Origin of the sequence: Micromonospora peucetia (assembly GCF_900091625.1) — a bacterium.
Taxonomy (GTDB): Bacteria; Actinomycetota; Actinomycetes; order Mycobacteriales; family Micromonosporaceae; genus Micromonospora; species Micromonospora peucetia.
Window position 1 is genome coordinate 101007 of record NZ_FMIC01000002.1, and the last position, 26481, is coordinate 127487.

At 71.7% G+C, this 26481-nt stretch carries 21 protein-coding genes and 3 pseudogenes; 9 read left to right on the top strand and 15 right to left on the bottom strand.

Features of this window, described 5'->3' with window-relative positions; genetic code table 11:
* Positions 1 to 25 precede the first annotated feature (25 nt).
* Entirely contained in the window at positions 26 to 682 is a 657-nt protein-coding gene (locus GA0070608_RS00990) for a response regulator transcription factor (RefSeq protein WP_091619988.1), read from the bottom strand.
* Positions 683 to 777: 95 nt separating this feature from the next.
* Here GA0070608_RS00990 and GA0070608_RS00995 point away from each other — a divergent pair, with 95 nt between their 5' ends.
* Complete coding sequence (locus GA0070608_RS00995; RefSeq protein ID WP_091619991.1) at positions 778 to 1884, top strand: LolA family protein; 1107 nt, start codon at positions 778 to 780, stop codon at positions 1882 to 1884.
* Positions 1885 to 2168: 284 nt separating this feature from the next.
* Positions 2169 to 4388, top strand: coding sequence for a HelD family protein (locus GA0070608_RS01000; RefSeq protein ID WP_091634035.1), 2220 nt, complete (start codon positions 2169 to 2171; stop codon positions 4386 to 4388).
* 191 nt (positions 4389 to 4579) lie between these two features.
* Here GA0070608_RS01000 and GA0070608_RS01005 read toward each other — a convergent pair whose 3' ends face one another.
* Positions 4580 to 4987, bottom strand: a complete 408-nt coding sequence (locus GA0070608_RS01005) for a hypothetical protein (protein WP_091634039.1) — start codon at positions 4985 to 4987, stop codon at positions 4580 to 4582.
* A 418-nt stretch (positions 4988 to 5405) separates the two neighbouring features.
* Between GA0070608_RS01005 and GA0070608_RS01015 the strand changes: the two genes are divergently transcribed.
* Positions 5406 to 5693, top strand: a complete 288-nt coding sequence (locus tag GA0070608_RS01015) for a hypothetical protein (protein WP_176733914.1) — start codon at positions 5406 to 5408, stop codon at positions 5691 to 5693.
* Positions 5694 to 5804: 111 nt separating this feature from the next.
* On the opposite strand, the gene GA0070608_RS01020 is transcribed toward GA0070608_RS01015, so the two are convergent.
* Together GA0070608_RS01020 and GA0070608_RS01030 are read right to left on the bottom strand one after the other, a co-directional pair.
* Positions 5805 to 6782: a sporulation protein gene (locus tag GA0070608_RS01020; protein ID WP_091619998.1), complete on the bottom strand. Its 978-nt coding sequence runs from the start codon at positions 6780 to 6782 to the stop codon at positions 5805 to 5807.
* Between the two features lie 667 nt (positions 6783 to 7449).
* A complete protein-coding gene (locus tag GA0070608_RS01030; protein ID WP_091620006.1) occupies positions 7450 to 8049 on the bottom strand; it encodes a TetR/AcrR family transcriptional regulator in 600 nt (199 codons plus the stop codon).
* A 100-nt stretch (positions 8050 to 8149) separates the two neighbouring features.
* Here GA0070608_RS01030 and GA0070608_RS01035 point away from each other — a divergent pair, with 100 nt between their 5' ends.
* On the top strand, positions 8150 to 9304 hold the full coding sequence (locus GA0070608_RS01035) for an FAD-dependent oxidoreductase (RefSeq protein WP_091620009.1): 1155 nt from the start codon (positions 8150 to 8152) through the stop codon (positions 9302 to 9304).
* A 54-nt stretch (positions 9305 to 9358) separates the two neighbouring features.
* Here GA0070608_RS01035 and GA0070608_RS01040 read toward each other — a convergent pair whose 3' ends face one another.
* Complete coding sequence (locus GA0070608_RS01040) at positions 9359 to 10285, bottom strand: phosphotransferase (RefSeq protein ID WP_091620011.1); 927 nt, start codon at positions 10283 to 10285, stop codon at positions 9359 to 9361.
* Positions 10286 to 10870: 585 nt separating this feature from the next.
* Entirely contained in the window at positions 10871 to 12259 is a 1389-nt protein-coding gene (locus GA0070608_RS01045) for a cellulase family glycosylhydrolase (protein WP_091620014.1), read from the bottom strand.
* Positions 12260 to 12484: 225 nt separating this feature from the next.
* On the opposite strand from GA0070608_RS01045, the gene GA0070608_RS01050 reads away from it, so the two are divergent.
* Positions 12485 to 13447, top strand: a complete 963-nt coding sequence (locus GA0070608_RS01050; protein WP_091620017.1) for a TIGR03557 family F420-dependent LLM class oxidoreductase — start codon at positions 12485 to 12487, stop codon at positions 13445 to 13447.
* 368 nt (positions 13448 to 13815) lie between these two features.
* On the opposite strand, the gene GA0070608_RS01055 is transcribed toward GA0070608_RS01050, so the two are convergent.
* From GA0070608_RS01055 to GA0070608_RS01085, 7 genes are all read right to left on the bottom strand, one after another.
* Positions 13816 to 14556, bottom strand: a complete 741-nt coding sequence (locus GA0070608_RS01055) for a hypothetical protein (protein WP_091620021.1) — start codon at positions 14554 to 14556, stop codon at positions 13816 to 13818.
* 195 nt (positions 14557 to 14751) lie between these two features.
* Positions 14752 to 15570: an endonuclease/exonuclease/phosphatase family protein gene (locus GA0070608_RS01060; RefSeq protein ID WP_091620025.1), complete on the bottom strand. Its 819-nt coding sequence runs from the start codon at positions 15568 to 15570 to the stop codon at positions 14752 to 14754.
* 8 nt (positions 15571 to 15578) lie between these two features.
* Positions 15579 to 17069: a phosphatase PAP2 family protein gene (locus GA0070608_RS01065; RefSeq protein ID WP_091620028.1), complete on the bottom strand. Its 1491-nt coding sequence runs from the start codon at positions 17067 to 17069 to the stop codon at positions 15579 to 15581.
* 78 nt (positions 17070 to 17147) lie between these two features.
* Positions 17148 to 18149, bottom strand: a complete 1002-nt coding sequence (locus GA0070608_RS01070; RefSeq protein WP_091620032.1) for a YihY/virulence factor BrkB family protein — start codon at positions 18147 to 18149, stop codon at positions 17148 to 17150.
* Positions 18142 to 19146: a diacylglycerol/lipid kinase family protein gene (locus GA0070608_RS01075; RefSeq protein WP_091634043.1), complete on the bottom strand. Its 1005-nt coding sequence runs from the start codon at positions 19144 to 19146 to the stop codon at positions 18142 to 18144. The genes GA0070608_RS01070 and GA0070608_RS01075 overlap by 8 nt, the downstream gene beginning before the upstream one ends.
* A gap of 234 nt (positions 19147 to 19380) precedes the next feature.
* The gene (locus tag GA0070608_RS01080) at positions 19381 to 19959 is read right to left on the bottom strand and encodes a Clp protease N-terminal domain-containing protein (RefSeq protein ID WP_091620036.1); all 579 of its coding nucleotides are present in this window, start codon (positions 19957 to 19959) and stop codon (positions 19381 to 19383) included.
* Entirely contained in the window at positions 19959 to 20195 is a 237-nt protein-coding gene (locus GA0070608_RS01085; protein ID WP_089001290.1) for an HTH domain-containing protein, read from the bottom strand. Before GA0070608_RS01085 ends, GA0070608_RS01080 begins: the two co-directional genes overlap by 1 nt.
* Before the next feature lie 261 nt (positions 20196 to 20456).
* Here GA0070608_RS01085 and GA0070608_RS33205 point away from each other — a divergent pair.
* Positions 20457 to 20558 (top strand): annotated as a pseudogene (locus tag GA0070608_RS33205) (IS5/IS1182 family transposase); the annotation flags it as partial.
* A gap of 188 nt (positions 20559 to 20746) precedes the next feature.
* Here GA0070608_RS33205 and GA0070608_RS01090 read toward each other — a convergent pair.
* A pseudogene (locus GA0070608_RS01090) lies at positions 20747 to 21286 on the bottom strand (DinB family protein); the annotation flags it as partial.
* Here GA0070608_RS01090 and GA0070608_RS01095 point away from each other — a divergent pair.
* A complete protein-coding gene (locus GA0070608_RS01095; protein ID WP_091620039.1) occupies positions 21267 to 21764 on the top strand; it encodes a YcxB family protein in 498 nt (165 codons plus the stop codon). The pseudogene GA0070608_RS01090 and the gene GA0070608_RS01095 sit on opposite strands and share 20 nt — an antisense overlap.
* 108 nt (positions 21765 to 21872) lie before the next feature.
* Here GA0070608_RS01095 and GA0070608_RS01100 read toward each other — a convergent pair whose 3' ends face one another.
* A complete protein-coding gene (locus GA0070608_RS01100) occupies positions 21873 to 22469 on the bottom strand; it encodes a hypothetical protein (protein WP_091620044.1) in 597 nt (198 codons plus the stop codon).
* 602 nt (positions 22470 to 23071) lie between these two features.
* On the opposite strand from GA0070608_RS01100, the pseudogene GA0070608_RS01105 reads away from it, so the two are divergent.
* A pseudogene (locus GA0070608_RS01105) lies at positions 23072 to 23869 on the top strand (universal stress protein); the annotation flags it as partial.
* 154 nt (positions 23870 to 24023) lie between these two features.
* Complete coding sequence (locus tag GA0070608_RS01110) at positions 24024 to 26432, top strand: phosphoketolase family protein (RefSeq protein WP_091620052.1); 2409 nt, start codon at positions 24024 to 24026, stop codon at positions 26430 to 26432.
* The last annotated feature ends 49 nt before the right edge of the window (positions 26433 to 26481 follow it).

Below are 26481 nucleotides of genomic sequence, written 5' to 3' on the forward strand. Positions count from 1 at the left end.
CCGGAAGGGGCCCTTCCCTCGCCTGTCACGGGGCGAGCCGGTAGCCGGCGCCCCGGACCGTCTCCAGGCGCTCCCGGCCGATCTTGCGCCGCAGGTATCCGACATAGACCTCGACCGCGTTGGGCGCCGTCTCGACGCTGGCGTCCCAGACGTGGTCCAGCAGCTCGGTCTTGGAGACCACCTCGCCGCAACGCCGCATCAGGTAGTCCAGCAGCGCGAACTCACGGCTGGTCAACGCGACCTCGACGTCGGCCCGGGTCACCCGCCGCCGGGCCGGGTCGAGCCGCAGGTCGCCGACCGCGAGCACCGTGGGGCGCTCGGGGGCACCACGGCGCAGCAGGGCCCGCAGCCGGGCCAGCAGCACGACGTACGAGAAGGGCTTGGTCAGGTAGTCGTCGGCTCCGCAGTCCAGTCCGTCGGCCTGGTCGTACTCGCCGTCCTTGGCCGAGAGCATGAGCACCGGGAGCCAGTGCTCCTCGGCGCGCAGCCGGCGAACCAGTTCGTAGCCGGAGAGGCCGGGCAGCATCACGTCGAGGATCATCGCGTCGTACCCGCCGTGCCGGGCCGCGTCGAGCCCCTCCGGGCCGGTAGCCGCCACGTCCACCGCGAAGCCCTCGGCCTGCAGGCCCCGTTGCAGCGCGGACGCCAGCCGCGACTCGTCCTCCACCACCAACAACCGCACGGGTCAAGGGTGCCACCCCCGGACGAGGGGTCGTACCGTCGTCCTCAGCACCCTCACAGCGTCGAGGGGGCAGGATGTCCGGCAGGAGGTGTCACATGTCCGTCCTGAAGAGCCGTCCCGTCCTACGCTGGCTGGTCCCGGTGACCGCCGTCGTGACCGTCATTGGCGGCGGCGCCGCGCTCGGCACGTTCGCCGCCCAGGCCGAGCCGAGCCTGCCGCCGCGTACCGCCGCCCAACTCCTGGTCGACCTGCAGACCTCCCGGCTGGAGGGGCTCTCCGGCACGGTCGTGCAGCGCGCCGACCTGGGTCTGCCGCCGCTGGCCGGCCTGGTCGGCGGCGACGGCCTGACCGGCCTGCTGACCGGCACCCACACGCTGCGGGTCTGGCATTCCGGGCCCGACCGGCAGCGCGTCGCCCTGATGGACACGCTCGGCGAGCGGGACGTCATCCGCAACGGCCGGGACGTGTGGATCTGGAACAGCCGGTCCAACACCGCCACCCACCGCACCCTGCCCGAGCACACCGCCGGGGCGGACGCCCCGGAACTGCCGGCCACCCCCGGGGAGGCGGCCGACCGGGCCCTGGCAGCGATCGACCCGAGCACCGAGGTGAGCGTCGGACGGTCCGCCACGGTCGCCGGCCGGGACGCGTACGAGCTGGTGCTCGCGCCACGCGACGCCGCCTCGCTGGTGCACCAGGTGCGCATCGCCATCGACGCGCGCGAGCACGTGCCGCTGCGCTTCGAGGTCTTCGCCGACGGCAGCGACAAGCCGGCCTTCGAGCTGGCCTTCACCCAGGTGTCGTACGCCCGGCCGGACGCCGACCAGTTCAACTTCAACCCGCCGCCCGGGGTGAAGGTGACCGAGGAGACCGCCGGGAAGCGGCCCGCCGCCGCGCCCGGGAAGCAGCCCACCGAGCGGCCGGACGTGCGTACCGTCGGCGAGAGCTGGACCACGGTGGTGGTCGCGCGCCTCGACGGCGCCGGAGCGCCCGACCGGGCCGGGGCCGCGCCCGAGCGGGCCGGAAAGGAAGCGACCGGCGACCCGGCGGCGCTGCTCGGCGCGCTGCCTGCGGTCAGCGGCGACTGGGGCAGCGGCCGGCTGCTGACCGGAAAACTGTTCAGCGCGCTGCTCACCGACGACGGTCGGCTGATCGCTGGAGCGGTGACGCCGGAGCGGCTCTACGAGGTGGCCAGGGGCTGACCCGCCGACGGTCCGGGGGCTCGCCACGGCGGGCCCCCGCTGTCTGCGCGGGGACGGCCTGTGGCTCTGCGCGGGGACGGCCTGTGGCGTGGCCCGGCGCGCTTGGTGAGGACGGCCGGGGCGCGGTATCTTTCTCAGTTCAGGGCAACAAAAAAGAACGGCTGTCGAAAGCCGTTCTTGAGAAGGATACTAACCAATTGGGAGACGGCTTGTCAAGGCATTCCGCCGATTCCGCTGAATTGCAGCCCGATGACGAGATCGGCGGCGAACAGGAATACGTCTCGATGCTCTACCGCCGGCTGGACGAGCTGCGTGAACAGGCCGCCGACCGGTTGACCGACGAGCTGCGGGCGACCGGCGGCACCCTCCAGGCCCGCTCCCAGCGCGACAGCGCGGTGCGGATGCACGCCGACCAGGTCGAGCAGTTCTCCGCCGTGGAGAGCGGCCTCTGCTTCGGTCGGCTCGACACCGACGGCGGCGACCCCCACTACATCGGCCGGATCGGGATCTTCGACACCAGTGGCGACTACGACCCGCTGTTGATGGACTGGCGCGCCCCGGCGGCCCGTGCCTTCTACCTCGCCACCGCGGCCAACCCCCAGGGGGTCCGTCGCCGCCGGCACCTGCGCACCCGGGAACGAAAGGTGGTCGCGCTCAACGACGAGGTGCTGGACCTGGCCACCGCCTCCCCCACCGCACACGAGGAGCTGACCGGCGAGGCGTCGCTGCTCGCCGCGCTCAACGCCGGCCGCACCGGCCGGATGCGCGACATCGTCGAGACCATCCAGGTCGAGCAGGACCGGATCATCCGCGCCGACCTGCCGGGCGTGCTGGTGGTGCAGGGTGGCCCGGGCACCGGCAAAACCGCGGTCGCGCTGCACCGCGCGGCGTACCTGCTCTACACCCACCGGGATCAGCTCTCCACCCGGGGCGTACTCATGGTCGGTCCGAACGCCACGTTCCTGCGCTACATCTCCCAGGTGCTCCCGGCGCTGGCGGAGACGGGCGTGTTACTGCGCACCCCGGGCGACCTCTTCCCCGGGGTCAGCGCCCGCCGCAGCGAGCCCGCCGCGACGGCCGCGCTGAAGGGCCGCGCGGTGATGGTCGACGTGCTGGCCGCCGCCGTCCGGGACCGGCAGTGGGTGCCCGACGAGCCGCTGGAGATCGAGCTGCCGCAGCAGGAGGTGCTACGGCTCGACCCGGAGACCGTCCGCGCCGCCCGGGACCGGGCCCGTCGGTCCGACCGGCCGCACAACCTGGCCCGGGCGCTCTTCGACGTCGAGATCGTCCACGCCCTCGCGGCCCAGGTGGCCGAGCGGATCGGTGCCGACCCGCTGGGCGGGGAGAACCTGCTCGACGAGGCCGACGTGGCGGAGATCCGCCGCGAGCTGCGCGAGGAGCCCGAGGTGCAGGCCGTGCTGGACCGGCTCTGGCCGGTGCTCACCCCGCAGCGCCTGCTCGCCGACCTGTACGCCGCCACCGACCGGCTCGCCGTCGCCGCGCCCATGCTCACCGACGCCGAGCGGGCCATGCTGCACCGCGAGCCGGGCGGCTGGACGCCGGCCGACGCACCCCTGCTGGACGAGGCGGCCGAGCTGCTCGGCGAGGACGAGCGGGCCGCCACCGCCCGTCGGGAGCGGATCCGGGCCATGCAACGGGAGTACGCCGAGGGCGTGCTGGAGATCGCCCGGGGCTCCCGCTCCATCGACGTCGAGGACGAGGCCGAAGGCGGTGAGATCCTCGGCGTGACCGACCTGATCGACGCCGACCGACTGCTGGAACGACAGGAGGAGGCGGACCGGCTGACCACCGCGCAGCGGGCCGCCGCCGACCGGGGCTGGGCGTTCGGGCACGTGATCGTCGACGAGGCGCAGGAGCTGTCGCCGATGGCATGGCGGCTACTGATGCGCCGCTGCCCGAGCCGTTCGATGACGATCGTCGGGGACGTGGCGCAGACCGGCGCCCTGGCCGGCACCCCGTCCTGGGCGGACGCGCTGGAGCCGTACGTGGCGCAGCGGTGGCGGCTGGAGGAGCTGACCGTCAGCTACCGCACCCCGGCCGAGATCATGGCTGTCGCCGCCGAGGTGCTGGCCGAGATCGACCCAGCGCTGCGCCCACCCCGCTCCGTACGCTCCAGCGGGTTGCCGCCGTGGGATCGCGCGGTGCCGCCGCAGCGGCTGACGGCGGAGCTGGTGGCCGCCGCGACCCGGGAGGCGGCCGGCCTGGACGACGGCCGGCTCGGGGTGATCGTGCCGGCCGGCCGGGTCGACGAGTTGGGCGCCGCGCTCACCGCCGCCCTGCCCGAGGCGGCCGTCGGCGAGGACCCGGAGCTGGAGAGCCGGGCGGTGGTGCTGACCGTCGACCAGGCCAAGGGCCTCGAATTCGACTCGGTCCTCCTGGTCGACCCCGACCGCATCGTGGCGGAGTCACCGCGGGGCCGCAGCGACCTCTACGTCGCCCTCACCCGCGCCACCCAACGCCTGGGCATCCTCCGCCCCACCTGACTCACCCACCCTCCCCCAGCTCGGCCTCGGCCCCCGGCCCCGGCCCCCCGCACCCGGCCCCCGGCCCCCGCGCCCGGCGATCATGAGGTTGGCGGCGATGTGGATCTCCGCGACTGCCGCCAACCTCATGATCGACTCGGAAGGGCCAGGGCCGGAGGGCCCAGCGGGGCGGGGAAGGTGGGTTCAGTGGGTCAGTCCGGGGTGAAGTCGCCGATCTGGCTGGCGCTACTGGACTGGTCGCTGGTGGAGCCGCCCGCCGGGGTACTCAGGCCGCCGGTGGTGGCGTCGCCCGTGGTGGTCGGCGCCACCTTGCCTGGGTGCCGCTCCGGTTGCCGCGCCAACCGGCGCACGCTGGCCGGGCCGGCGGTGCCGCCGGTCGTGGTGACCGCGCCCTGCCCTCGGGTCGGTCCCCCGTCCCGCAGCACCTCCGGGTCGATCGGGACGTGGGCCGGGTCGTCCGGGTCCTCGTCCTGAATGACCCGCTGCACATCGGTACGGGGCACGGTCACCTCGTCCAGGGCGCCCTCGCCGTACACGCCACCGGCGATCCGGTCCTCGGCCCGCCGGGCGGCATCCTGTCGCATGTCGTCCTCACGCACGTCCATCACCTCGCAGAAGTGTCGGTCCGGATGCGTGCCCGGCGGCCGGGCCGGCAAACCCGCCCCGGCGGTGAGCCGACTGCGGGTCGTCAGGACGGCGTACCCCGTGCGGGCCACGCCCCGCCCCGGGCCGGCCGCACCACACCCGGTGGCAGGACCGGGGGCCGGGTGGGGCCGTATTTTTCCGATCGCCGTGGGTGTTACTGCCTCCGCCGGCTCGGGTAGACGGCGGGTGCCCCCGCCATGAACGCGAACCGTGCCGTGGCCGACACGCGGTAGCGGGGCGAGGGAACGCAGGTACGACTCATCGCATCCTGAGGAGGACAAGATGAGCACGCAGGCTGCTTCCACCAGGCCGATGAACCGACCGACGCAGGACGCGCAGAACCGCGCGATGCAGGAGGCGCCCACCCGTCCCATGCCGACGATGGGTGACGGGCACCGGGAGCAGATGCCGTCGCCGGGGACGGAGACCAAGCAGTCGTTCCTGACGACGGAGTTCTGGATCTACGCCGCCGCGGTCGCGGTCGTGGTGATCGCCGCGTTCTGGCGCGGTCCCGCCACCAACGGGCTGAACATCAACAACCCGAACCAGGCCTGGTGGTACCTGACCATCCTGACCGTCGGTTACCTGGGCAGCCGGGGCCTGGCCAAGGCCGGTAGCGCCCGACGGTCCGGCGCCGAGCGAAGCATGCGCCGGCGCTGACCATCCGGCAACGTGACGGTGGCCTCCGGGATACGTCCCGGAGGCCACCGTTGCATGCTGTCGAACAGAACCGTCTGCGACATCACCGCCGACGGACCATTCGCGGTTGCCCTACTCCTCGAAACCGCCGAAGTCCTCACCGGAGTCGCCCTCGAAGGCATCGCCGATCATGTCACCGACGATCATGCCCCCTACGGCTCCCAACGCGGCACCGGCGACGACGCCGCCCATGCCGACGCCCCGGCCGTGCCCGTGCCCATGCCCGCCGAACTTGTGGCCCTGACCGCCGAAGCCGTGGCCGCCGCGCAGGCTGCCGTAGCGGGACGTGGTCTCCCGCAGCCAGCCGTCGACCACCTGCGCCCAGTCCGTCCGGCCGGCCTCGTCGTGCGAGACCCGGTAGTGGCCGAAGGCATCGTGCCCAGGGGCCAGGAACCCGCCGCGCTTGTCGCACTCGAGGATGACCTCGAGCCCGTGCGGGCTGGTGACGAAGGTCAGCTCGACCTCCTTGATGGTGCTCGCGTACTGCGGCGAGGCGAAGAACTCGATCTCCTGGTAGAACGGCAGCGTCTGCTGCGTGCCGCGGATGTGGCCGCGCTCCAGGTCGGCGTGCTTGAACCGGAAGCCGAGCTGCTGGAACGCCTCCAGGATCCGCTCGTGCACCGGCAACGGGTGCACGTTGACCTGGTCCAGGTCACCCTTGTCCACCGCGCGGGCGATGGCCAGCTCGGTGCGCAGCCCCATCGTCATGCCGCGCAGCCGCTGCCCGTAGACGTCGGTGATCGGGGTCTCCCACGGCACCGGAAGCTGGAAGGGGATGGCGAGCTGCTGCTTCGGGGCGAGCTGGAGCGGGCCGCTGACCTGCATCCGGTGGAACTCCATGACGCCGGCGTACTCCGCGTCGTGGCCCTCGATCTCGACCCGGGTGACCAGGCCGAGGACGACCTGCTCGATCTTGGCCGGCGCGTCGCCGCCGAGCAGGTTCACCTGCCCCTCAAGGGTCAGGCCGGGTCGGGTGTTCGGGTTGGCCAGGACGGTGTCGACGCTTGGGCCGCCCACGCCGAATGCGCTCAACATCTTCTTGAAGACCATCGGAACTCCCGCGCAAAGACACCGCGCTCCACCCTGGAGCCGGTAGCTGACTACCCGGGACCTTATCGAGGACCGCTGTGAAGTGTCTGTGAGGGCACGCCGTGGCGAGAGGAACACCGCAGGTGGGCCGGCGTATCCCGCCGTTTCGCGCGGCGGCTCGCTGCTGCCGTCCCCGTTGGCGCGGGGCAGCGCCGCCCCGGTTGGCAGGCAGCGCCGCCCCGGTTGGCAGGCAGCGCCGCCCCGGTTGGCGCAGGCGGTGCCGGCCCGCTTGGCGCAGGCGGTGCCGGCCCGCTTGGCGCAGGCGGTGCCGCCGTTGGCACAGGCGGTGCCGGGCGCGGCGACAGGGGCAGCTTGACCTCAAGCGCGGTTCAGCTCGAAGACTGTCGCAGGTCGAGAAGATCGGAGCCGACCGACTGATCACGCCCTCAAACGGTGATCAGGACACCATGGACCCTAAGACAGCCGGGTAACGTCCATGACGTCCTGATCACCTGCGCCCGCGCGTCTCCGCCCGGCGCCCGCGCGTCTCCGCCCGGCGCTCGCGGGAGGCGGCGCTAGGCGGTTGGCGTCACACAGTGCCGCCAGGCTGCTGTCACTACTTTTCGTGACTTGCGTCCGGCGGGCATCGGGAGTGGGGCTGGCCGCCCGTACGCCCGCAGTGCATTGCTCAGGAGGCGGTGATGGCGGGGAAGCCGTCGAAGAGTGCGCCCATCGCCCGCCGGATCCGGGTCTCTGCCGCCGAGTCGGTTCCGTCGGTGACTGCGACGTGGTGCAGCACGCCGACCACCGCCAGGGCCAGGGCCTCCGTGTCGGCGCCTGCGGCCACCCGTCCGAGTTGCTGCTCGGCGGCCAGGTAGCCGGCGACTGCATGCTCGACCGCTTGCAAGCCGGCGGTCCCGCCGCCCAGTACGGTCTCGACCTTTGCCACCAGGTCAGGCCGGATGGCCATCAGCCGGGTCAACGCCAGCAGTGTGTCCAGCGGCGTTGCCAGGATGGCCTGGTTCAGGTTTCCGGCAACCGTGCCGGACCCCGCGCGCTCCGAGAGGCCGGCCACCTCGCCGGAGATGTGAAAGGTCCGGTCGATGGCATATCCGACCAGGAAGTCGTCGAAGTTCGCGAAGTGTGCGTAGAGCAGCCCGGTGGCGACGCCAGCCTCGCGCGTCACGGCCCGGCCGGTGAGCCGGCTCGGCCCGTCTCCCGCGATCAACCGCTCGACGGCAGCGAAGAGTTGCTGCCGAACTTGTGGGATGGCTACTCCGCGCGGCATGCCTGAAGTCTAGGCGGTGCCGCCGGTCCTCGTTGCGTCAGAATGAACAGTCGCTCATACTAGTTTGAGCGAACGCTCATTCTTACCGTGGGAGTGCTGGATGAAACGTGCAGTGATCGTGGGAGCGGGCATCGCAGGGCTGGCCACCGCACTGCGACTCGGACAAGACGGGTGGCAGACGGTCGTGGTGGAACGCGCCCCGGCCCGACGCAGCAGCGGCTACCTGGTCAACCTGCTCGGACCGGGCTACGACGCCGCCGAGCGCCTCGGCCTGCTCACCGCGCTGTCCGCCCACGACCTCGGTCTGTTCACCACCGTGCTGGTCCGCGCCGACGGACGACCCAAGTTCACCGTGCCGTCCGCCATCGCCGAGGCCGCCCTCGGCAAACGGGTCATGTCGGTGTTCCGCGGCGACCTGGAGTCCACGCTGTACGACGCGGTGCGTGATCGCACCGAGATCCGCTTCGGCACCACCGTCACCTCCATGGACCAGGACACCGGCCGGGTACGGGTGGCGTTGAGCGACGGCACCACGGAAGACGCCGACCTGCTGGTCGGCGCCGACGGAGTGCACTCCGCCACCCGGACGGCCGTGTTCGGCTCCAGCTTCCGGGTCGACCTGCCGTACGTTGTGGGCGCCTTTCCCCTGCCCCATCCGGTGGCAGACGTGCCGGGGTCGTCCGGCACCACGTTCATCGGTCCGGGGCGCACAGCGGCGATCGTCAACCTGGGCCCGCAACGGTCATCGGCGTTCTTCACGTACCGATGCGAGGACCCGGCCGCCGAGCTGGGGCGCGGACCGGTGGACGCGCTCGGCGTGGCGTTCGGGGATCTGGGCGGGGGCGTTCCCGATGCGATTCGCCACCTCGAGAAAGACCCGGCCGGCGCCTACTTCGACACGGTCAGCCAGGTGGTCATGCCGCGCTGGAGCACCGGTCGGGTCGCGCTGCTCGGGGACGCAGCCTGGTGCGTCACGCTCTTCGCCGGACACGGGGCGGCTCTCGCGCTCGCCGGAGCAGACCAACTCGGTGCCGCCCTGCAGCGGCACGACGACGTCCCGACGGCACTGACCGAGTGGGAAACAGGACTGCGCCCGGAAGCCACCAAACGGCAGGCACTCGCCCGCCGCGGAATGCTCCAGTACGCGCCACCCAGCCGGTTCCATGTGTGGATGAGCGACCTGACTGTCCGGGCGATCACGCTCCCAGGTGTTCGCGGTCTCGTCCGGCGCGGCATCGACCGCGCAAACCGCTGACAGGGCGCACGGTCAGCGGCACGAACGGGCGCACGTCGCGCACCGCAACCGACATCACCGGGCTTGGCGCCACCAGAGGCGTTCGACGATGAGTTCCTCGAGATCACGGATATTGTCGGCAACCAGCTGTGCGGGAGCGCCGGGACGTTGGAGCGCGATGCGGAGGTCGGCGGCGAGATAGCTCGCCTCGCGAACCTCGCACTGCGCCCGGAGGGTGCTCAGGGGCGTCGTTGTCGCGTGGGCGATGACGTCGAGAACGGTCTCCAGGTGCGGGCCACTGAACCGGGCCAGGAAGAACCAGTCATCGACCGGTTCGCCGAAGCGAGCCCACTCGAAATCCAGCAGCGCGGTCACACTTCGATCACAGGCGAGCCAGTTGCCCCAGTGACAGTCCGCGTGGACCGGGACGACCACCCGGGCGTGCGCCGGCGCGCGCTCCGCTATCGCCGTCAGACCATCGAGCAGGCGGCGAGGGACGATTCCGTCCCGGTCCAGGGCGGCGAGGCTTTCCACCTCGGCGAAGAGCGCCGCCTGGCTGACGAACCCGCCGTGGTCGAGAGCTTCTCCCAACGTCTGCTCGGCGTCAGCCGTGGGCGTCCAGCTGTGCAGTCCGTGCAGCCGCTGGACTGCCTCCTCGGCCAACAGGCGCGCGGTCACCCCGTCCACACCAGGCATGCCCATGCCGGGAGTCGCCCCCGGCATACGGGCGTAGCAGGCGTAACGGACCTCGCGCGTCTCCAGTTGGTGGCGCCCGCTGTCGAGCAGGGGAGCCGTGACACCGGTGGGCAGGTGGGGCGCGAGGGCGATCTCCCGGCTCAGCCGCGAGTGGCCGGCGGCGTCGATGATCTTCACGACGACGTTCGAACTGACGTAGACGTGGTGGGAGCTGCTGTCGACGGTGGTCATCGGGCCGGGGTCGCGACCCAGGGCCGCCAACGCGATGGCGTGGGCTGCGTCGCGGGCTTGCCGCAGGTCGGTCATCAGCGGTCGCAGGACGGCGGGGCCGACGTCATGGAGGGGTTCATTTGAGTATCCGCACATGAGCGCATGTCGCGAACACTCTATCTCTCCATCCGGTGTTCGGTGGGTCGCGTGGCGCCCGCGAGATTCTCCGGAATTCCTTCGGCGCGGATGTCGAGACCGAAGTGCTGGGCCCTGACCACGAGCCTGCCCGAGCAGCGGTACCTGCTGATGCGCGCCGCCCGGTTGGCCACCGGACCGACCGAGCGCTGACGGGGCACGACACGGCGTAGGCACGTGCGGACGCTGTCGAGCTGCCCGCACGGATGGGGCAGGGAGTTCCGGATCCGTGGCGACTGGCGGTCTCATGGACGGGGCAGGGAGTTCCGGGGCCCTGGCGACTGGCGGTCTCATGGACGGGGCAGTTCGACAGCGTGCACGGGAAGCGCCCGCGGGCCGGTCGCCTCGCCCTGCGGCGGCCGGTCACCCCGCACCGGCGAAACCCGCCGTCCCTCCGCCGCCCGTTCGGAACCGCCGCTATCCGTGGACGCCACGAGGGAGGTGGCCGGGCCCGTGCGGACCCGGCCACCGGTGGTACGACGGACCTCAGCTCGCGGTGCAGGTCACCGCCGGCGTGGCGTTGGTGCCGTTCCAGCTGGCGATGAAGCCGAAGCTGGTGCTGGCCCCGGCGCCGAGCCGGCCGTTCCAGTCCGCGTTGCGGGCGGTGACAATCGACCCGCTGCTGCTCAGAGCGGTGCTCCAGGACTGGCTGACCGACTGGCCGTTGGCAAACGTCCACCTCGTCGTCCAGCCGGTGATCGCCGCCGAGCCGGCGGTCACCTTGACCTCACCCTGGAAGCCACCCTGCCACTGGTTGACCACCGTGTACGTCGCGGTGCAGCCGGCGCCCGGCGGCGGAGTGGTCGGCGGGGGTGTCGTGGGCGGCGGAGTGGTCGGTGGCGGAGTGCTGGGCGGCGGCGTGCTGGGCGGCGGCGTGGTCGGCGGGGTACTGGCGTAGACCGTCGCCTCCCTCGCGGTGGCCTTGATCCCGTTCGCCCCGTTGAAGAGGCGCTGGCCCCACGTGGTCAGGGCGGCGGGGTTGAAGTTGGTGACCATGTCGAGGTACTCGACGCCACCGCCGTTGCCGCTCCACGACCAGCCCAGGTAGCCGATCCCGTTGGCCTGGCTGTAGGACAGGATGGTGTCCTCGTCCGGGTTGCCGTCGGAGTGGTCGAAGCCGAACTCACCCACCACGATCGGCAGCTTGGCGGCGCGGAACCGGCCGAGGTAGTCACTGATCTCGGCGGCGGTGTCGAAGACGCCGTACATGTGGATGGAGAAGACCGTGTTCTTCTGTGGGTCGGCAGCGAAGACCGACGCCGCGTTGTCGCGCATGGTGAACGACCAGTCCTGGCCCCAGTTCGGGGCGTCGACCATGATGGTGTGCGTCAGGCCGCCCGCGCGCAGCCGCTTGATCGCGTTGGCGGAGTCGGTCGCCCAGGTGCCGTAGCCCTGGTTGCCGTACGGCTCGTTGCCGATGTTGACGATGACGTACTTCTCCTGGCCGGCGAGGGCGCTGGAGACGCTGAGCCAGTAGTCGACCGCCTGGTCCAGGGTGGCCGCCCCGCTCTGCTCGCCGTACCCGGTGGTGTCGTGCACCTCCAGCACGCAGATCAGCCGGTTGGCCTTGCACAGCGAGATGACGTTGGCGACGTCGGCGGTGTCGTTCTTCGCCCACCGTTGGCCGCTGGCCAGCACCACCCGGACCGTGTTCGCCCCGAGCGCCTTGATGTTGGCGAAGGAGCTGGTCTGCTGCTGGTACCAGGTGTGCGCGTGGTTGACCCCGCGCATGATGAACTCGCTGCCGTTGGCGTCGTAGAGCTTGCCGTCGGCGACGGAGAAGCCGGTCGCGGCCCGTGCGGGCTGACCGAACGCCAGCACGGCGACCAGCAACGCGAGCAGGGCCGCACCGGCGGCGGAGAGTCTCTTCTTCATGGCCTTCCTCAAGGGAGGACCCCCGCTGCCCAGGTGGGGGTGGGACGTCACAGGGGATGGCGGCTGTAGCCCGACAGCCGCCGCCCGGCTCCCGGCGGCGCAGGGATCAGCGTAGGCCGGTCGCGCCGACCATGCAATGAACCGGTTAAGCAGTGGGCGCCCGAGGGTTGACCGGATCACCCCCGGGTATCCGGGGGTGATCCGCCCGGGTCGGAAGGAGACACCATGGTCAAGGTCGGCTACACCCTGATGTGCGAGCAGGCCGGTCCCAAGCAACTGGTCGACTACGCGGTACGGGCGGAGGCGGCCGGCTTCGACCAGCTCGTCATCTCCGACCACTACTACCCGTGGCTGGAGTCCCAGGGCCACTCCCCGTACGCCTGGTCGGTGCTCGGCGCGGTCGCGCACGCCACCTCGCGGGCGGAGCTGATGTCCTTCGTCACCTGCCCGATCCGCCGCTACCACCCGGCGGTCGTGGCACAGAAGGCCAGCACCGTCGGGGTGCTCTCGGACGGTCGGTTCACCCTCGGGCTGGGTGCCGGTGAGAACCTCAACGAGCACGTGGTCGGCGGCTGGCCGCACGTGCAGCAGCGGCACGAGATGTTCGAGGAGGCGCTCCAGATCATCCGGCCGCTGCTCGACGGGGAGACGCTGACCTTCTCTGGCAACCACTACGACGTGCCCGACGCCCACGTGTGGGACCGGCCCGCCCAGCCCGTGCCGATGGCTGTCGCCGCCTCCGGCCGCCAGTCGGTCACCCTCGCCGCCGAGTACGCCAACGGCCTCGTCTCCACCGAGCCGGACCCGCACATCATCGAGATGTACGACGAGGCCGGCGGCGCCGGGCAGCCCCGCTACGGTCAGGTGGCCATCTGCTACGGGCCGGACGAGGCCGAGTGCCGCAAGATCGTGCACGACCAGTTCCGCTGGTTCGGGATGGGCTGGAAGGTCAACGCGGACCTGCCCGGGCCGGAGTCGTTCGCCGCCGCCACCCAGTTCGTCCGCGAGGAGGACGTGGCCGAGGGGATCTCCTGCGGGCCCGACGTGGACCGGCACGTCGAGGCGTTCCGGAAGTTCGTCGAGGCCGGCTTCACCCACGTGGCGCTCGTGCAGGTGGGCGGCGACACGCAGCCGATGTTCCTGGACTGGGCGCAGGAACAGCTCCTGCCGAGGCTGCGCGAGCTGTGAGGGTGGTCCCGGTCCGGCAGCCCTACCGTGCTGGTGCACGGATTGACGGTCCCGCACCGCCAACCAATCCCGCCCGCACCCGCCCCGGCCCGGCTCTTGCTGCGGCCCGGCAGGCTGCGGCCCGGCTCGCCGTGGCCCAGACCTCGACGAACAGGTGATCGCATGCGCATCGGCAACACGGAGATCCGGCCGGCCGGCGGCGGCGTGGGCTGCCTGCTGATGATCCTCTTCTCGATCGTCGCCTCGATCGTCCTGACCGTCCTCCTCAACCTGCTCCTATAGCCGCCCCGCCCCGCGGAGATCTTGGTACGAAACGGCCCCTGGAGGGGCCGTTTCGTACCAAGATCTCACCGCTCGCCACACCCAATTCAGCGACGCAGGCCGAGGGCCGTCAGCGCCTCGCGAGTTGCCTGACGGACCGGATCCGCCACAGCCCGGCGCACCCAGCGGACCGCTGGCGACACCGTCGCCCGCCACGCGGCGGCGATCGCCCGCCCCGCCGGACGCACCGCGTGCCGCCACAGCCAGCCCGCCCCGAGCACGAACGGCCGCAGCGTGAACACGTAGCACCACCACAGCAGGCGGCCGGCCGCCCACCACGCCCACCCGAGCACGTGCAGCAGCACCCGGCCCACCGCCGCCAGCCACCGGCCGACCACCGCGAGCCCCGCCACGAGCAGGCGTCCCAGCGGGGCGAGCAGCCGGGCCAGCCAGCGCACCGGCAGCCAGATCAGGTGGTACGCCAGCCAGGCCAGCGGCACCCACACCACCGTCCGGGCCAGCCAGGCGAGGCCCCGACACAACCACACCAGCGGCACCCACACCAGCATCCGGCTCAGCCAGCCCAGCCCTCGGCCGAGCCACACCAGCGGCACCCACAGCAGGTGCCGCAGCAGCCAGCCCAGCGGGCGCAGCAGCCAGCGGGCGAGGAACCTGCCGGTCGGCGCGAGCAACCAGCGGTGCAGCCAGCGGCCGACGGCGGCGGCCAACTCCCAGGCCAGCCGCAGGGGCACCACCACGATCAGCGCGATGCCCCGGGCGACGACGACGAGCAGCGGGGCGGGCGGGGGCCCGGCGGTCTGCGGGGCCGGGGGCGGCGGGTCGAGCACCGGCTCACGGTAGTCGGCGTCGCCAATCGAGCGCCGTTCCGGTGGCCGGCCAGCTCACCGACTCCCGCACCCCCGACGGCGCGGGCTGGCCCGGCAGCGCACCGGTCCACCCCCGACGGGCCCTCCGGCCAAGGCCACGAACCCGGGCCCGCAGCCGGCCGGCACGGCGGGAGGGGAGGCCGGTCGTGGCCGGGCTCAGGCGGGGTGCAGGTCCAGATCCGCGACGACCGGGTAGTGGTCGGAGGCGTACTCGCTCTCGCCGCCCCGGAGCACCCGGCAGTCCCGCAGCCGGCCGGCGAGCGCCGCCGTGCCGAGCAGGTAGTCCAGCCGCATCCCGGAGAACTCCGCCCCGCCACCGTGCCGGGTGGGCGCGGTCAGCCCGGCATCCGCCGTGCCGCCGTTCGGCAGGTGGGCCGCCGCGTACAGGTCGACCAGGCCGGCGGCGAGCAGCCGGGCCACCGCCCGGGTCTCCACCGTCCGCCCGTCCCGGCGCAGGTGACGACGGCGGTACGCGGCCGGCAGCCGGGCGATCCGTTCGGAGTGGTCGGCCAGCGGGTCGAGGGTGTTGAGGTCCCCGGCCAGCAGCCCCAGCTTCCCCGGTGCGCGGCGCAGTGCGGCGGCGGCCCAGCCCGCCTCGACGCGCCGCCGCAGCCCCGAGTACGGGTCGAGGTGCACGCTCAGCACGGTCAGCGGGCCGGCGCTGGTCGCCACGGTGACCCGCTGCGCGGCGTGGTGGAACGGCCGGCGTACCCGGGTCGCGGCGAGAGCCCGCAGCGGCGGCCGGAGCAGCACCGCCACCGGCTGGCCGAAGCAGGACCGGGCCAGGTGGGGACGCATCCCCACCTGGCGCGCGAAGTCGACGAGCACGGCACCGGAGTCGAAACCCCGCAGCTCCTGAAGGGCCAGCAGGTCCGGTCGTTCGGCGGCGACGACCCGGACCAGCAGGTCGCGGCGGTCGGCGCCGCCCCGGTCCCGTCCTCCGGTCCTGATGTTCCAGGTCATCGCCCGCAGCATCGGCGGCGTCAGTCCGACCGACTGGCCTTGGCCAGCTCGTCGTCGAGGGTGTGCACGTCCTCGGACTCGATGCTCGGCTGGTTGCCCTCACGCACGTCCTCGTTGGGGCGGATCACCCAGTAGAGCAGCCCGATCCAGAGGGCGGTGAGGATGATCGCTCCCATGAAGTCGGTGGGGTGGTGCATCCCCCGGTACATCCGGCTGACCGCCACGCCGGTCGGCATCACCACCGCCGCCGCCACGAAGAGCCACCGCCACCACCGGTCGGTACGTGGGAAGACGATGACCGCGATCGCCACCCAGACGCAGAGCGTGGCGGCGATGTGGCCGGACGGGAAGGAGGAGGTCGGCATCGGCCCGTCGAGGTTGCCCACCGGCGGTCGCGGCCGGTCGACCGCGGCGGCGGAGGCGAGGAAGAGGCTCAGCTCGCCGAACATGGTAAGCGCCACGAAGAGCACCGGCCGCCAGCGCCGCCACACGGCGAGCACGATCGGGCAGAAGACCAGCGTGATGAGCAGGATGGCGTGGGTGTCGCCGACCTTGCTCCACCAGTGGCTGAAGTCGTCCCGGCCGGGGGTGCGGTGCTCGGCGAACCACCTCGGCACGTCCGTGTCCAGGGTGGCGAAGAAGGTGCCGCCGGCGTGGTAGCTGACGAACATGCCGAAGCCGTAGAGCGCGCCGAGGATCAGCACCCAGCCGACGATCAGTTCGAACACGGCGGCCCGGGGGTGCGGCAGCAGATGCGCCTCGTCGGGGGCGGGCGCCACGTCGTGCGCGGCCTCCGGCTCCAGCCCCTCGCTCAATGCCGGGACCGGACGGCCGCGCTCCAACCGCCAGAGCTGAAAGGCGTACGCGGTGACGCCGAGCCAGGCGGCGCCGAGCAGCCAGGCCCCGAGCACGTCCGAGACGAAGTGCACGCCCAGCGCGATGCGGGTCAGGCCGATGAGGAACACGACGACGGCGACCAGGCCGATCGCGGGCTTGCGCCAGCGGCGCGACATGGCCGGCAGGAAGACCAGCAGCAGCGCCCCGTACGCGACCATCGAGCCGAGCGCGTGCCCGCTGGGGAAGCTGTCCCCGGCGTAGGTGCCGATGGGCACCTCCACCTCGGGGCGCAGCCGGTCGACCAGCGTCTTGAGCGCCGGGTCGAGGACGAGCGCGCCGACGCCGGTGACGATCAGGAAGACCGCGAGCCGGCCCTGCCGGCGGATCAGCAGGCCGATCACGGCGACCGACACCAGCCAGACGATGACTGCCCGTCCACCGAGGTCGGTGAGCGCGTTGAGCACGGTCACCAGCGGCCCGTGCGGGGCGACCAGCTCGTTGAGCCAGGCGGCCACGCCGTGGTCGACGTCGTAGAGCGGGGACCACCGCGTCCGGACCAGCACGAGGAGCACCCCGAAACCGGCCCCGGCACCGAGCACGATCGCCAGGCCGGCGAGCGTACGCTCGGTGAAGTGACCCAAGGGTCGTCGCAACGCCTCTTTGACCGCGCCCACGGCAGCCTCCCTCTCGCTTCTGGCGTGCCGCAGTACCCGATCCGGGCCCCGCGTACACCGAGAAGTGTCTGATGTGGGCTACAGCGAGGTCATCTCGCCCGTGTCGTGGATCTCCTCGCGCTCGGCCTCGGGCTCCCAGAGGTCGGGCTGCGCGGGCTCCCGCACCCCGATCCGCAGCGCCTCCAACTGGGCGGCGAAGGACAGGCCGCCGAAGAGCGCCATGCCGGTCAGGTTGGCCCAGAGCAGCAGCGCCATCATCCCGGTCAGCGCCCCGTACGTCTGACCGAACCCGCCGCTGAACCGCACGTACGCCGCGAGCAGCAGGCTGGCCACCCACCACAGCACGGTGGCGATGCCGGCGCCGAAGAAGAGCCAGGACAGGCCGGGCTGTTTGCGGCGGGGGGCGTGCCGGAAGATCACCGCGACGGCGAGGACGGTCAGGCCCAGGCTGAGCGGCCAGCGCACCACGTCCCAGACGCTGTTGGCGATCTCGCCCCAGGCGTAGTGCCGCTGCACCGAGTCGCCCATCGGGCCGCCACCGACGAGGATCAGGAACCCGGTGAGCGCCGGTACGCCGGCGATCAGGGCGAGGACGGTGGCGCGGACGTACTTCCACAGCGCGGGCCGGTCCCGTTCCACGCCGTAGATCCGGTTGGCGCCGCGCTCGATCTGGGCCATGGTGCTGGTCAGCGCGACCAGGCCGGTGAACAGGCCGAGGCCGAGCGCCAACTCTCCGGCGCGTTCGGTGCGGTCGCCCTCGCCGAGCAGCTCGGCCACCATCGGCTCGCTGGCCCCGGGGGTGAGCGCGAGCACCGTGTCGGCGACGACCCGGCCGCCCTCCGCCACGCCGAGCTCGCTGATCAGGCCGGTCAGCGCGATCAGGAACGGCACCACGGCCAGGCAGAGTTGCAGCGCGAAGGCGCGGGAGTGGCTGAACCCGTCGCCGTAGCGGAACCGGATGAACGCATCCCGCAGCAGGTGCCAGCCGCCCTGCCGGCGCAGTGTGTGCCAGGCGTCGTCGGCGTTGAGTTCCTCGTCCGACATCAGCCGGGTCTCCGGCACGATCCGGGTGCTACTCACGGCGCGCTTCCTCGACGAGCTGCTCACCGCGCTCGGAGGCCGCCTGCGCGTCCTCGGCCAGGTCGGGATCCTGCGCCGGCTGCGGCACACAGAGCCACAGCGCCCGACGCCGGATCTCGGCCTTCAGGGTGCGGCCCGGCTCGATGAGATCGCCGTCGAGCTCCCGGGGCTGCGCCCGGTTGCTGGTGATCTCCACCCGCCTGGCCCGGAAGACCTCCATCCGGGGCACCCGGTCCTGCCGGCGTACGACCGCCCAGCCGAGCGCGAGCCAGTGCCGCAACGTACGCGGGGTGAGCACCGCCACGTCGAGGTAGCCGTCGTCCGGTTCGGCGTCGTTGAGCAGGCGCACCCCGCCCTGGAGGCGGCCGACGTTGGCGACGAGGACGGAGCGGGCCCGGCGGCGGATCGGCTGCTGGTCGTCGATCCGGATGGAGACCTTCATCGGCCGGTCGCGCAGGTGCCGGGCGGCTCCCACGACGTACGCCGGCCAGCCGATCCGCCTCTTGGTGGTCTCCGAGGTGTCGGCGAGCATCTGGGCGTCGAAGCCCATGCCGGCCATCACCGTGAAGTAGTGGTCCTCGACCGCGCCGACGTCGAGCAGCCGGCGGCCACGCTCGACGGCGATCTCCAGCCCGGCGGCCAGGTCACCCGACAGGCCCAGGTTGGCCGCGAGCAGGTTGCCGGTGCCCTGGGGCAGCACGGCGAGTGCCACATCGGTGCCGACCAGGGCGCTGACGCAGGCCATCACGGTACCGTCGCCGCCGCAGGCGAAGACGACCTCCACGCCGGCCTCGACCGCCTCCGCCGTCTGGCCGCGGCCCGGGTCCTCGGCGGTGGTCTCGAACCACAGCGGCTCGGGCCAGCCGGCCGCGCCCAGGGCGTCGTGGACCGTACGACGCAGCTCGTCGAGGTCGGCCACCTTCACCGGGTTGACCACCACGGCGGAGCGCAGACCGCCGTGGTGCCCCGCGTGTCGCTTGTCCTGTCGAGCATCCACGGCGCCAGTGTGCAGCAGATCCGGCACGGCAGCGACCCGGCGGCGCGGTGACGTTACGCGCAGCGAAAACAGGTTTGCGAACACCACCCACCGCCCCCACACCCCCCGCCCCAACCCCACCGCCACCAGCGCGGGAGCCGGGTTCCTCGTTGATCATGAGGTTGGCCCGGGTTTCAGAGATCAATCTCGCCGCCAACCTCATGATCGACGGCAGGGGTGGGGGTGGGGGTGGGATCAGGCCGGCGTGCGGAGGGCCGTGGTCACCCGGTTGCGTAGGTCGTCGAGGTCGGCTCCGGCCTCGGTGAGCACCAGTGCGCCCAGCCCCTGCCCCTCGCGGAGCACGCCGAGCAGGATGTGCTCGGTGCCGATGTGGCGGTGGCGCAGCCGCAGCGCCTCCCGCAGCGCCAACTCCAGCACCTTCTTGGCGCGGGGCGAGAAGGTGCCGCCCGCGTACCGCCGGCGACCCCAGCGGCGGCGCGGCGCCGGCGCGGCCTCGCGCAGCGCGTCCGGGCCGAAGGACTCCTCGATCCGGGTCACGATGGCGGCCAGGTCGATGCCGATCTCGCGCAGGGCGGCGGCGTCGGCGTCGGCGAGGCCGGTGGCTCCCCGCTCGGTGTGCCGACGGACGCGGGCCCGCAGGTCGTCGGCGCGGAGGCCGGCCTCGGCGAGCACCCGGGCGGCGAGGCTGTCGCCGTCGGCGAGCAGGGCGAGCAGCAGGTGCTCGGTGCCGATGGGCCGTTGGCCCTCGGACCGGGCCTCGTCCCGGGCATCCCGCACGACCGTGCGGGCCCGGTCGGTGAACCGTTCGAACATCACGCCTCCCAGGAGGATCCGACCGCCGGACGCCCGGCGTGCTTCTTGTGGACCGCCTGCCGGCTGACCTCGAGCTCGTCGGCGATCTCCTGCCAGGACCAGCCCTGTCGACGGGCGTTGTCCACCTGGACCACCTCGAGCCGTTCGAGCAACCGGCGCAGCGCGCGGACGGCGCGCAGCCCGACCCGGGGGTCGGTGCTGCCGGCTGCCGCCGCGAGTTCCGTTGCCTGACTCATGCCGTCAACTTACGTTGACATCACGGCATTGTCAACCCACATTGACACCCGCACACCCGCCTGTGGGTTCTCAGCGAAGTTGATCTGTTCTCGCTGTCGGCGCCTGCCGCCACGTCCGGATTCGTGGTCGGGTACGTCGGCCCGGACGGGCGGGAGCGCCGGGACGACATGGGCGCGGCGGTCGGGGTGGCATTCGAACTGACGCTGACGTGCATCACGTCGATCTGCGGGTGAGCAAGGGCTTCTACAGGTCGGCAACCGCGACATCAGCAGTGGCGAGACCTGGCTACCCGCTACGCCAAACTCGCATCCCTCTACCGGGCCAGCCTCGTCCTCATCGCCGCCATCATCCGGCTTCCATGATCAACAGGAAACCTGGTTGCTGCGTTTGCTGGCGTCGAGGGCAGCCTGCTCCACTCGCTGGCGGTGGTCCAGCCACCATGACTCGTCGGCGGGGGCAGGTTGTCGTTCCTGGGCAGCAGCCCGGCCGCGCCGTCGATGAGTTCGCGCACGATGTCAGCGTGGCCGGCGTGCCGTTGTGTCTCCGCGATGACGTGGACCAGAACGTGGTGCAACGTGACCGCTGCATCGCCCCACCACGGCACGCGGCCGACCTCATCCAGCGCAAGGGTTTCAATGGTGGTGTCGGCGTGGGCGATCGCGCGACGGTACAGTCCGACGATTTCCTCGCGGGTCTCATCCGCGGTCGCCCACATGTCGGCATTGGTCTCCGCTGCGTCGCCGACGTACGGCAACTCCTGCTCGAAGGGTCGGCCGAACACGACGCCGAAGTAGAGGATCTCCATGGCCGTCGAGTGCTTCACCAGACCGAGCAAGTTGGTTGCGGTCCGGGTCAACGGACGCCGAACATCGTATTCGCTGAGCCCGTCGAGTTTCCACAGCAGCGCGTCACGGCCGCCCTTCAAGTAACTGTGCAGGTCTGCCTTCATCACGGCACTATGGCATCCGGTCGGGTGCCGGCGCTGCCCGGACGATCCACGGAGCTCATGATCGGCAGTACACCTGGTCAGGCGCTGCCCGGGGGCGGGCGGGGGCACTATCGTTCTGGCCGTGCACATCCGTTTTGACATCCCAGCCGATCCCGCCTACCCAGGGCGCGTGGCCGCTGCGCTCAGCAGTGTTCGGTTGCGCAAGTTCAGTTATGTCGGCGCGGTGCTGGCGGCGGTCGGGGCGATCGGTTTCGCCGTCTCGCGGGGGTTCGCGTGGGGCGACCAGATCTCGTCGTTGTGCATGGCGATGGTCGTGGGTGGCCTGCTGTCGATGCTGTACTCGCCGTGGGTGCGGTGGCGCGCCCGGCGCCGCTCCAGTCGCTACGCCGTCGAGGGCGCCTACGACATCACCGACGACAACATCATGATGCGCAGCGGCTCGGAGTCCGGCGGCATCGCCTGGGACGGGGTCACCCAGGTAAGGGACACCGCTGAGTTCTGGATCGTGTACGTCGGTCGGATGCCGGCAACCGTGATCCCACGCCGCTTGATGTCCGCCGAGGACGCCGAGACCCTGCGAGCCCACATGGCCGAACGTGGGCTGCTCCAGCTTCGGTGAACTCATCTGCCGCGAGGCCGGGCGGGCAGCCCGGCCCGACGGGCAGACGCCGCTGGCCGGCACCCCGGGTAGGGGTGCCGGCCAGCGGCGTCTGCTCACTTGTGTGGGTCAGCTGTTCCAGTGCTTGGCGACCAGGTCGGCGGCCAGCTGCTCCCACTGGGCGTAGTGGTCGGGGTACGCCGACACCTGCACGGTCTGGGCGGCCTTGGTCAGCGGCATGTCCTGCCAGCCGTCGACCTGCTTCAGACCCTTCAGGAACGCCGTCGTCGAGTACTCCGGGTCGGTGATCTGCTCGACCGTGCCCCAACCACTCGACGGGCGCTGCTGGAACAGACCCTGCGAGTCGTGGTCGTTACGGTCACCCAGATGACCCAGGTTCTCCAACTTCGACTCCTGCAACGCCGTCGCGATCGACACCACGGCGGCCCGCTCGTCCATACCGGCCTTCTTCGTCGCCGCGATGATCGCCTTGGTGTTGGCGACCTGCTCGTCCGACAGGTCGATCCGGGACTGCGCGCCCTGCACACCATGCGGGATCAGCTTGCCGGTGTCGACGGCCGGCTTGTCGGCCTGCACCGCCACGGCAGCGACGGGCGTGGTGTCCACGGTCGGGGTGTGGGTGTCGGTCAGCGGGCCGGCAGCCACACCACCAGCGAACGCGAGACCGGCGATACCAAGAACGCTGTTACGGATGATCGAGTTCATGAGGATGCTCCATTCGGGGGTTGGCACCCGCACACCCGAGGGGGACCGGGTACACGCGGATGCAAGCACCGTCCGGCGCTCAACAAACTGGGGGAACTCCGGCACACTCGCCGAAGGAAAGATCAGGCCGACCCGGGTGGGCCGGAAAGCCAGGCTCTTGGCGGGGGATGCCCGCACGTCGGCCGGGACCATGTGTAACGACCGGCGGCCCGCCACCATTCCGGGGCCCGTACACCGCCTGTCGGCGTGGCCTTGCTCGGTCGTACGCATGGTGTAACGACTCCGGGCCGGCCACGATTCCGCCCCCACGATGCCCCCGGTCACACCCCGAAACCGGACACCCGTCGCTCATCGAAGCCCAACCGACGAACCGAACCCGACAGACATCATATTTTGGTGCATTTCATCCAGACGACGTGCCGGCACGCAACCGAGATCTTGGTGCCAAACGGCCCCTGAAGGGGGCATCTTTTACCAAGATCTCAAGGCAGGGTGAGGCCGGGGACGGCGCATGACCGTCGGCGCGATCCCGCCCCACCGTGGTACCGGCGGGACTAGCCTCGACAGCAGGGCCCGGCGCGACGCCTGCGGAGGTGATTCGGATGGCCGCAGCCAGCGACGCGGCGATTTTGGTCGGGCTCGGCGCGGAGCGCAACCTGCCGGTGGTCAGGCTGGCGGCGCAGGAGGCCGCCGCGCACGGTCGTCCGCTGTGCCTGCTGCACGCGTTCAACTGGACGGCCGCGCTGGAGGCCCCGTCGATCGCGGGGCCGCGCGCCGACGCCGAGGAGCTGATCGCCCGGGCCGCGGAGATCGCCAACGAGGTTGAGCCGGGGCTGCCGGTCAGCGGTGAGATTGTCGAGGGTGCCCCGGTCGCCACCCTGGTCCGCCGGTCGGAGTCGGCGTTCCTGCTCGCCGTCGGGGACGGCGGCATGGCGGCCTGCGACGACTGCGTACCGGCTGAGGCGCCGGCGGTGCAGCTCGCCGCCCGGGCCGGTTGCCCGGTCCTGGTGGTCCGCCGGGAACCGCCGCCACAGGGTCCGGTGCTGGTCGGCGTGGACGGTTCCGACAGCTCGCGGGCCGCGCTGGAGTTCGCGTTCGACTGCGCGGCCCGGCGGGAAGTACGGCTGCTCGCGGTCCGGGTCGTCGAGCCGGAGGATGGCGCCGAGGATCCCGAACTGCTGGTCGGGATGGTGGCAAGGGCTTCGCGCCGCTTCCCGTCGGTGGCCACGGAGTGTCACACGTTGCACGGCGATCCCGGCACCGTTCTGGTGGAGCAGTCCCGCTCGGCGCAGCTGGCGCTGGTCGCCGCCCGGGGCGACGAGCCGTGGCGGGGCATGCTCGGCGCGGTGAGCCAGGCGCTGCTCTACCACTCCCCCGCGCCGCTGATCGTGGTGCGCGGGGGACGGGGGTGCCGGTGGACGGGCGCAATGCCCACGGCGCGGGGGACCAACGGCCCTGATCCACACCGGCGCCGACCGGGGAAACTGAGACCGGCCCGGACGAATCCGCGCTCCGAGGATGCAGGATTCCCCTATCCGCGAGAGGCTCATGCAGATGGACACCGCTCTCGACCTGCACAGCCCCCTGACCGAAGACGAGCTGCGCCGGCTTGACGCCTACTGGCGGGCGGCGAACTACCTGACCGTCGGGCAGATCTACCTGCTGGACAATCCGCTGCTCCGCGAGCCGCTGACAGCCGAGCACGTCAAGCCGCGCCTGCTCGGGCACTGGGGCACCAGTCCCGGCCTGAACCTGCTCTACGCCCATCTCAACCGGGTCATCGTCGCCCGTGACCTGTCCGCCATGTTCGTCACCGGCCCTGGCCACGGCGGCCCGGCGATCGTCGCCAACACCTGGCTGGAGGGCACCTGGAGCGAGGTGTACCACCACATCGGCCGCGACGAGGCCGGCATGGCCCGGCTGTTCCGCCAGTTCTCCTTCCCCGGCGGCATCCCCAGCCACGTGGCGGCGGAGGTGCCGGGTTCGATCCACGAGGGCGGCGAGCTGGGGTACGCGCTCAGCCACGCCTACGGCGCGGCGTTCGACAATCCTGACCTGCTGGTGGCCTGCGTCATCGGCGACGGGGAGGCGGAGACCGGCCCGCTGGCCGGGAGCTGGCTCTCCGACGTCTTCCTCAACCCGGCCCGCGACGGCGCGGTGCTGCCCATCCTGCACCTCAACGGCTACAAGATCGCCAATCCGACGGTGCTGGACCGGATCCCCGAGGACGATCTGCTCGCCATGATGCGCGGCTTCGGCTACCAGCCGTACGTGGTCGCCGGCGACGACCCGGCGACGGTGCACCAGGCCCTCGCCGGCACACTGGACCGGGCGTTGGACGAGATCGCCGCCATCCAGCGGCGGGCCCGCTCGGGCGGCGCCGTCGAACGCCCCCGCTGGCCGATGATCGTCCTGCGTACGCCGAAGGGCTGGACCGGGCCGCGGGACGTCGACGGCAAGCGGGTCGAGGGCACCTACCGCGCGCACCAGGTGCCGCTGTCCGAGGTACGCAAGAACCCGGAGCACCTGGCCGAGCTGGAACGCTGGCTGCGCGGCTACCGGCCGGAGGAACTCTTCGACGCCACCGGCGCACCGGTCGCCGAGTTGGCGGCGCTGCCGCCGAGGGGCGAGCGGCGGATGAGCGCCAACCCGGTCACCAACGGCGGGATGGTGCTGCGGGACCTGGCGCTGCCGGACTTCCGCGACTACGCCGTCGACGTGCAACAGCCCGGCGAGACCGTGGCCGGCGCGACGGGCGCCCTCGGCCCGTGGGTACGCGACGTGATCAGCGCCAACCCGCAGACGTTCCGCCTCTTCGGCCCGGACGAGGTCGCCTCGAACCGGCTCGGCGCGGCGTTCGAGGTCACCGACCGGGCCTGGATGGCCGGCACGGTGCCTGGCGACGAAAACCTCTCCCCCGACGGACGGGTGATGGAGGTCCTCTCCGAGCACCTCTGCCAGGGCTGGCTGGAGGGCTACCTGCTGACCGGCCGGCACGGCATCTTCACCAGCTACGAGGCGTTCATCCACATCGTCGACTCGATGGTCAACCAGCACGCCAAGTGGCTGAAGGTGACCCGGGACATCCCGTGGCGGGCCCCGCTGCCGTCGTTGAACTACCTGCTCTCCAGCCACGTGTGGCGGCAGGACCACAACGGCTTCTCCCACCAGGACCCGGGCTTCATCGACCACGTGATGAACAAGAAGGCCGAGGTCGTACGGGTCTACCTGCCGCCGGACGCCAACACGCTGCTCTCCACGATGGATCACTGCCTGCGCAGCCGGCACTACATCAACGTGGTGGTGGCCGGCAAGCAGCCCGCACCGAACTGGCTGTCGATGGACGAGGCGGTCCAGCACTGCCGACGCGGCCTCGGAATCTGGGACTGGGCCAGCACGGACGCCGGCAGCGAGCCGGACGTCGTGCTCGCCTGTGCCGGCGACGTGCCGACGCTGGAGACGCTGGCCGCCGCGGACCTGCTGCACCGGCACCTGCCGGAGCTGAGGGTGCGGGTGGTCAATGTGGTCGACCTGATGCGCCTGCAACCGCCGACGGAGCATCCGCACGGGCTGTCGGACAAGGAGTTCGACACGATCTTCACGCAGGACAAGCCGGTCATCTTCGCGTACCACGGATATCCGTGGCTTATCCACCGGCTCACCTACCGCCGGACCAACCACGACAACCTGCACGTGCGCGGCTACAAGGAGGAGGGCACCACCACCACGCCGTTCGACATGGTGATGCTCAACGACCTGGACCGCTTCCACCTGGTCATCGACGTGATCGACCGGGTGCCGGGACTGGCCGCGCGGGCCGCCCACCTGCGGCAGGAGATGGTCGACGCGCGCCAGTCCTGCCGTGACCACACCCGCCGCCACGGCGAGGACGACCCCCGGGTCGCGGAGTGGCGCTGGGTCCGCGAGACGGACCCCGAACTGAAAGGCGGTGCCGCCCAGTGAGCGCGAGGAGTGAGCTTGCGAGCCCCGCAGTCGCGAACGAAAGGTGGAC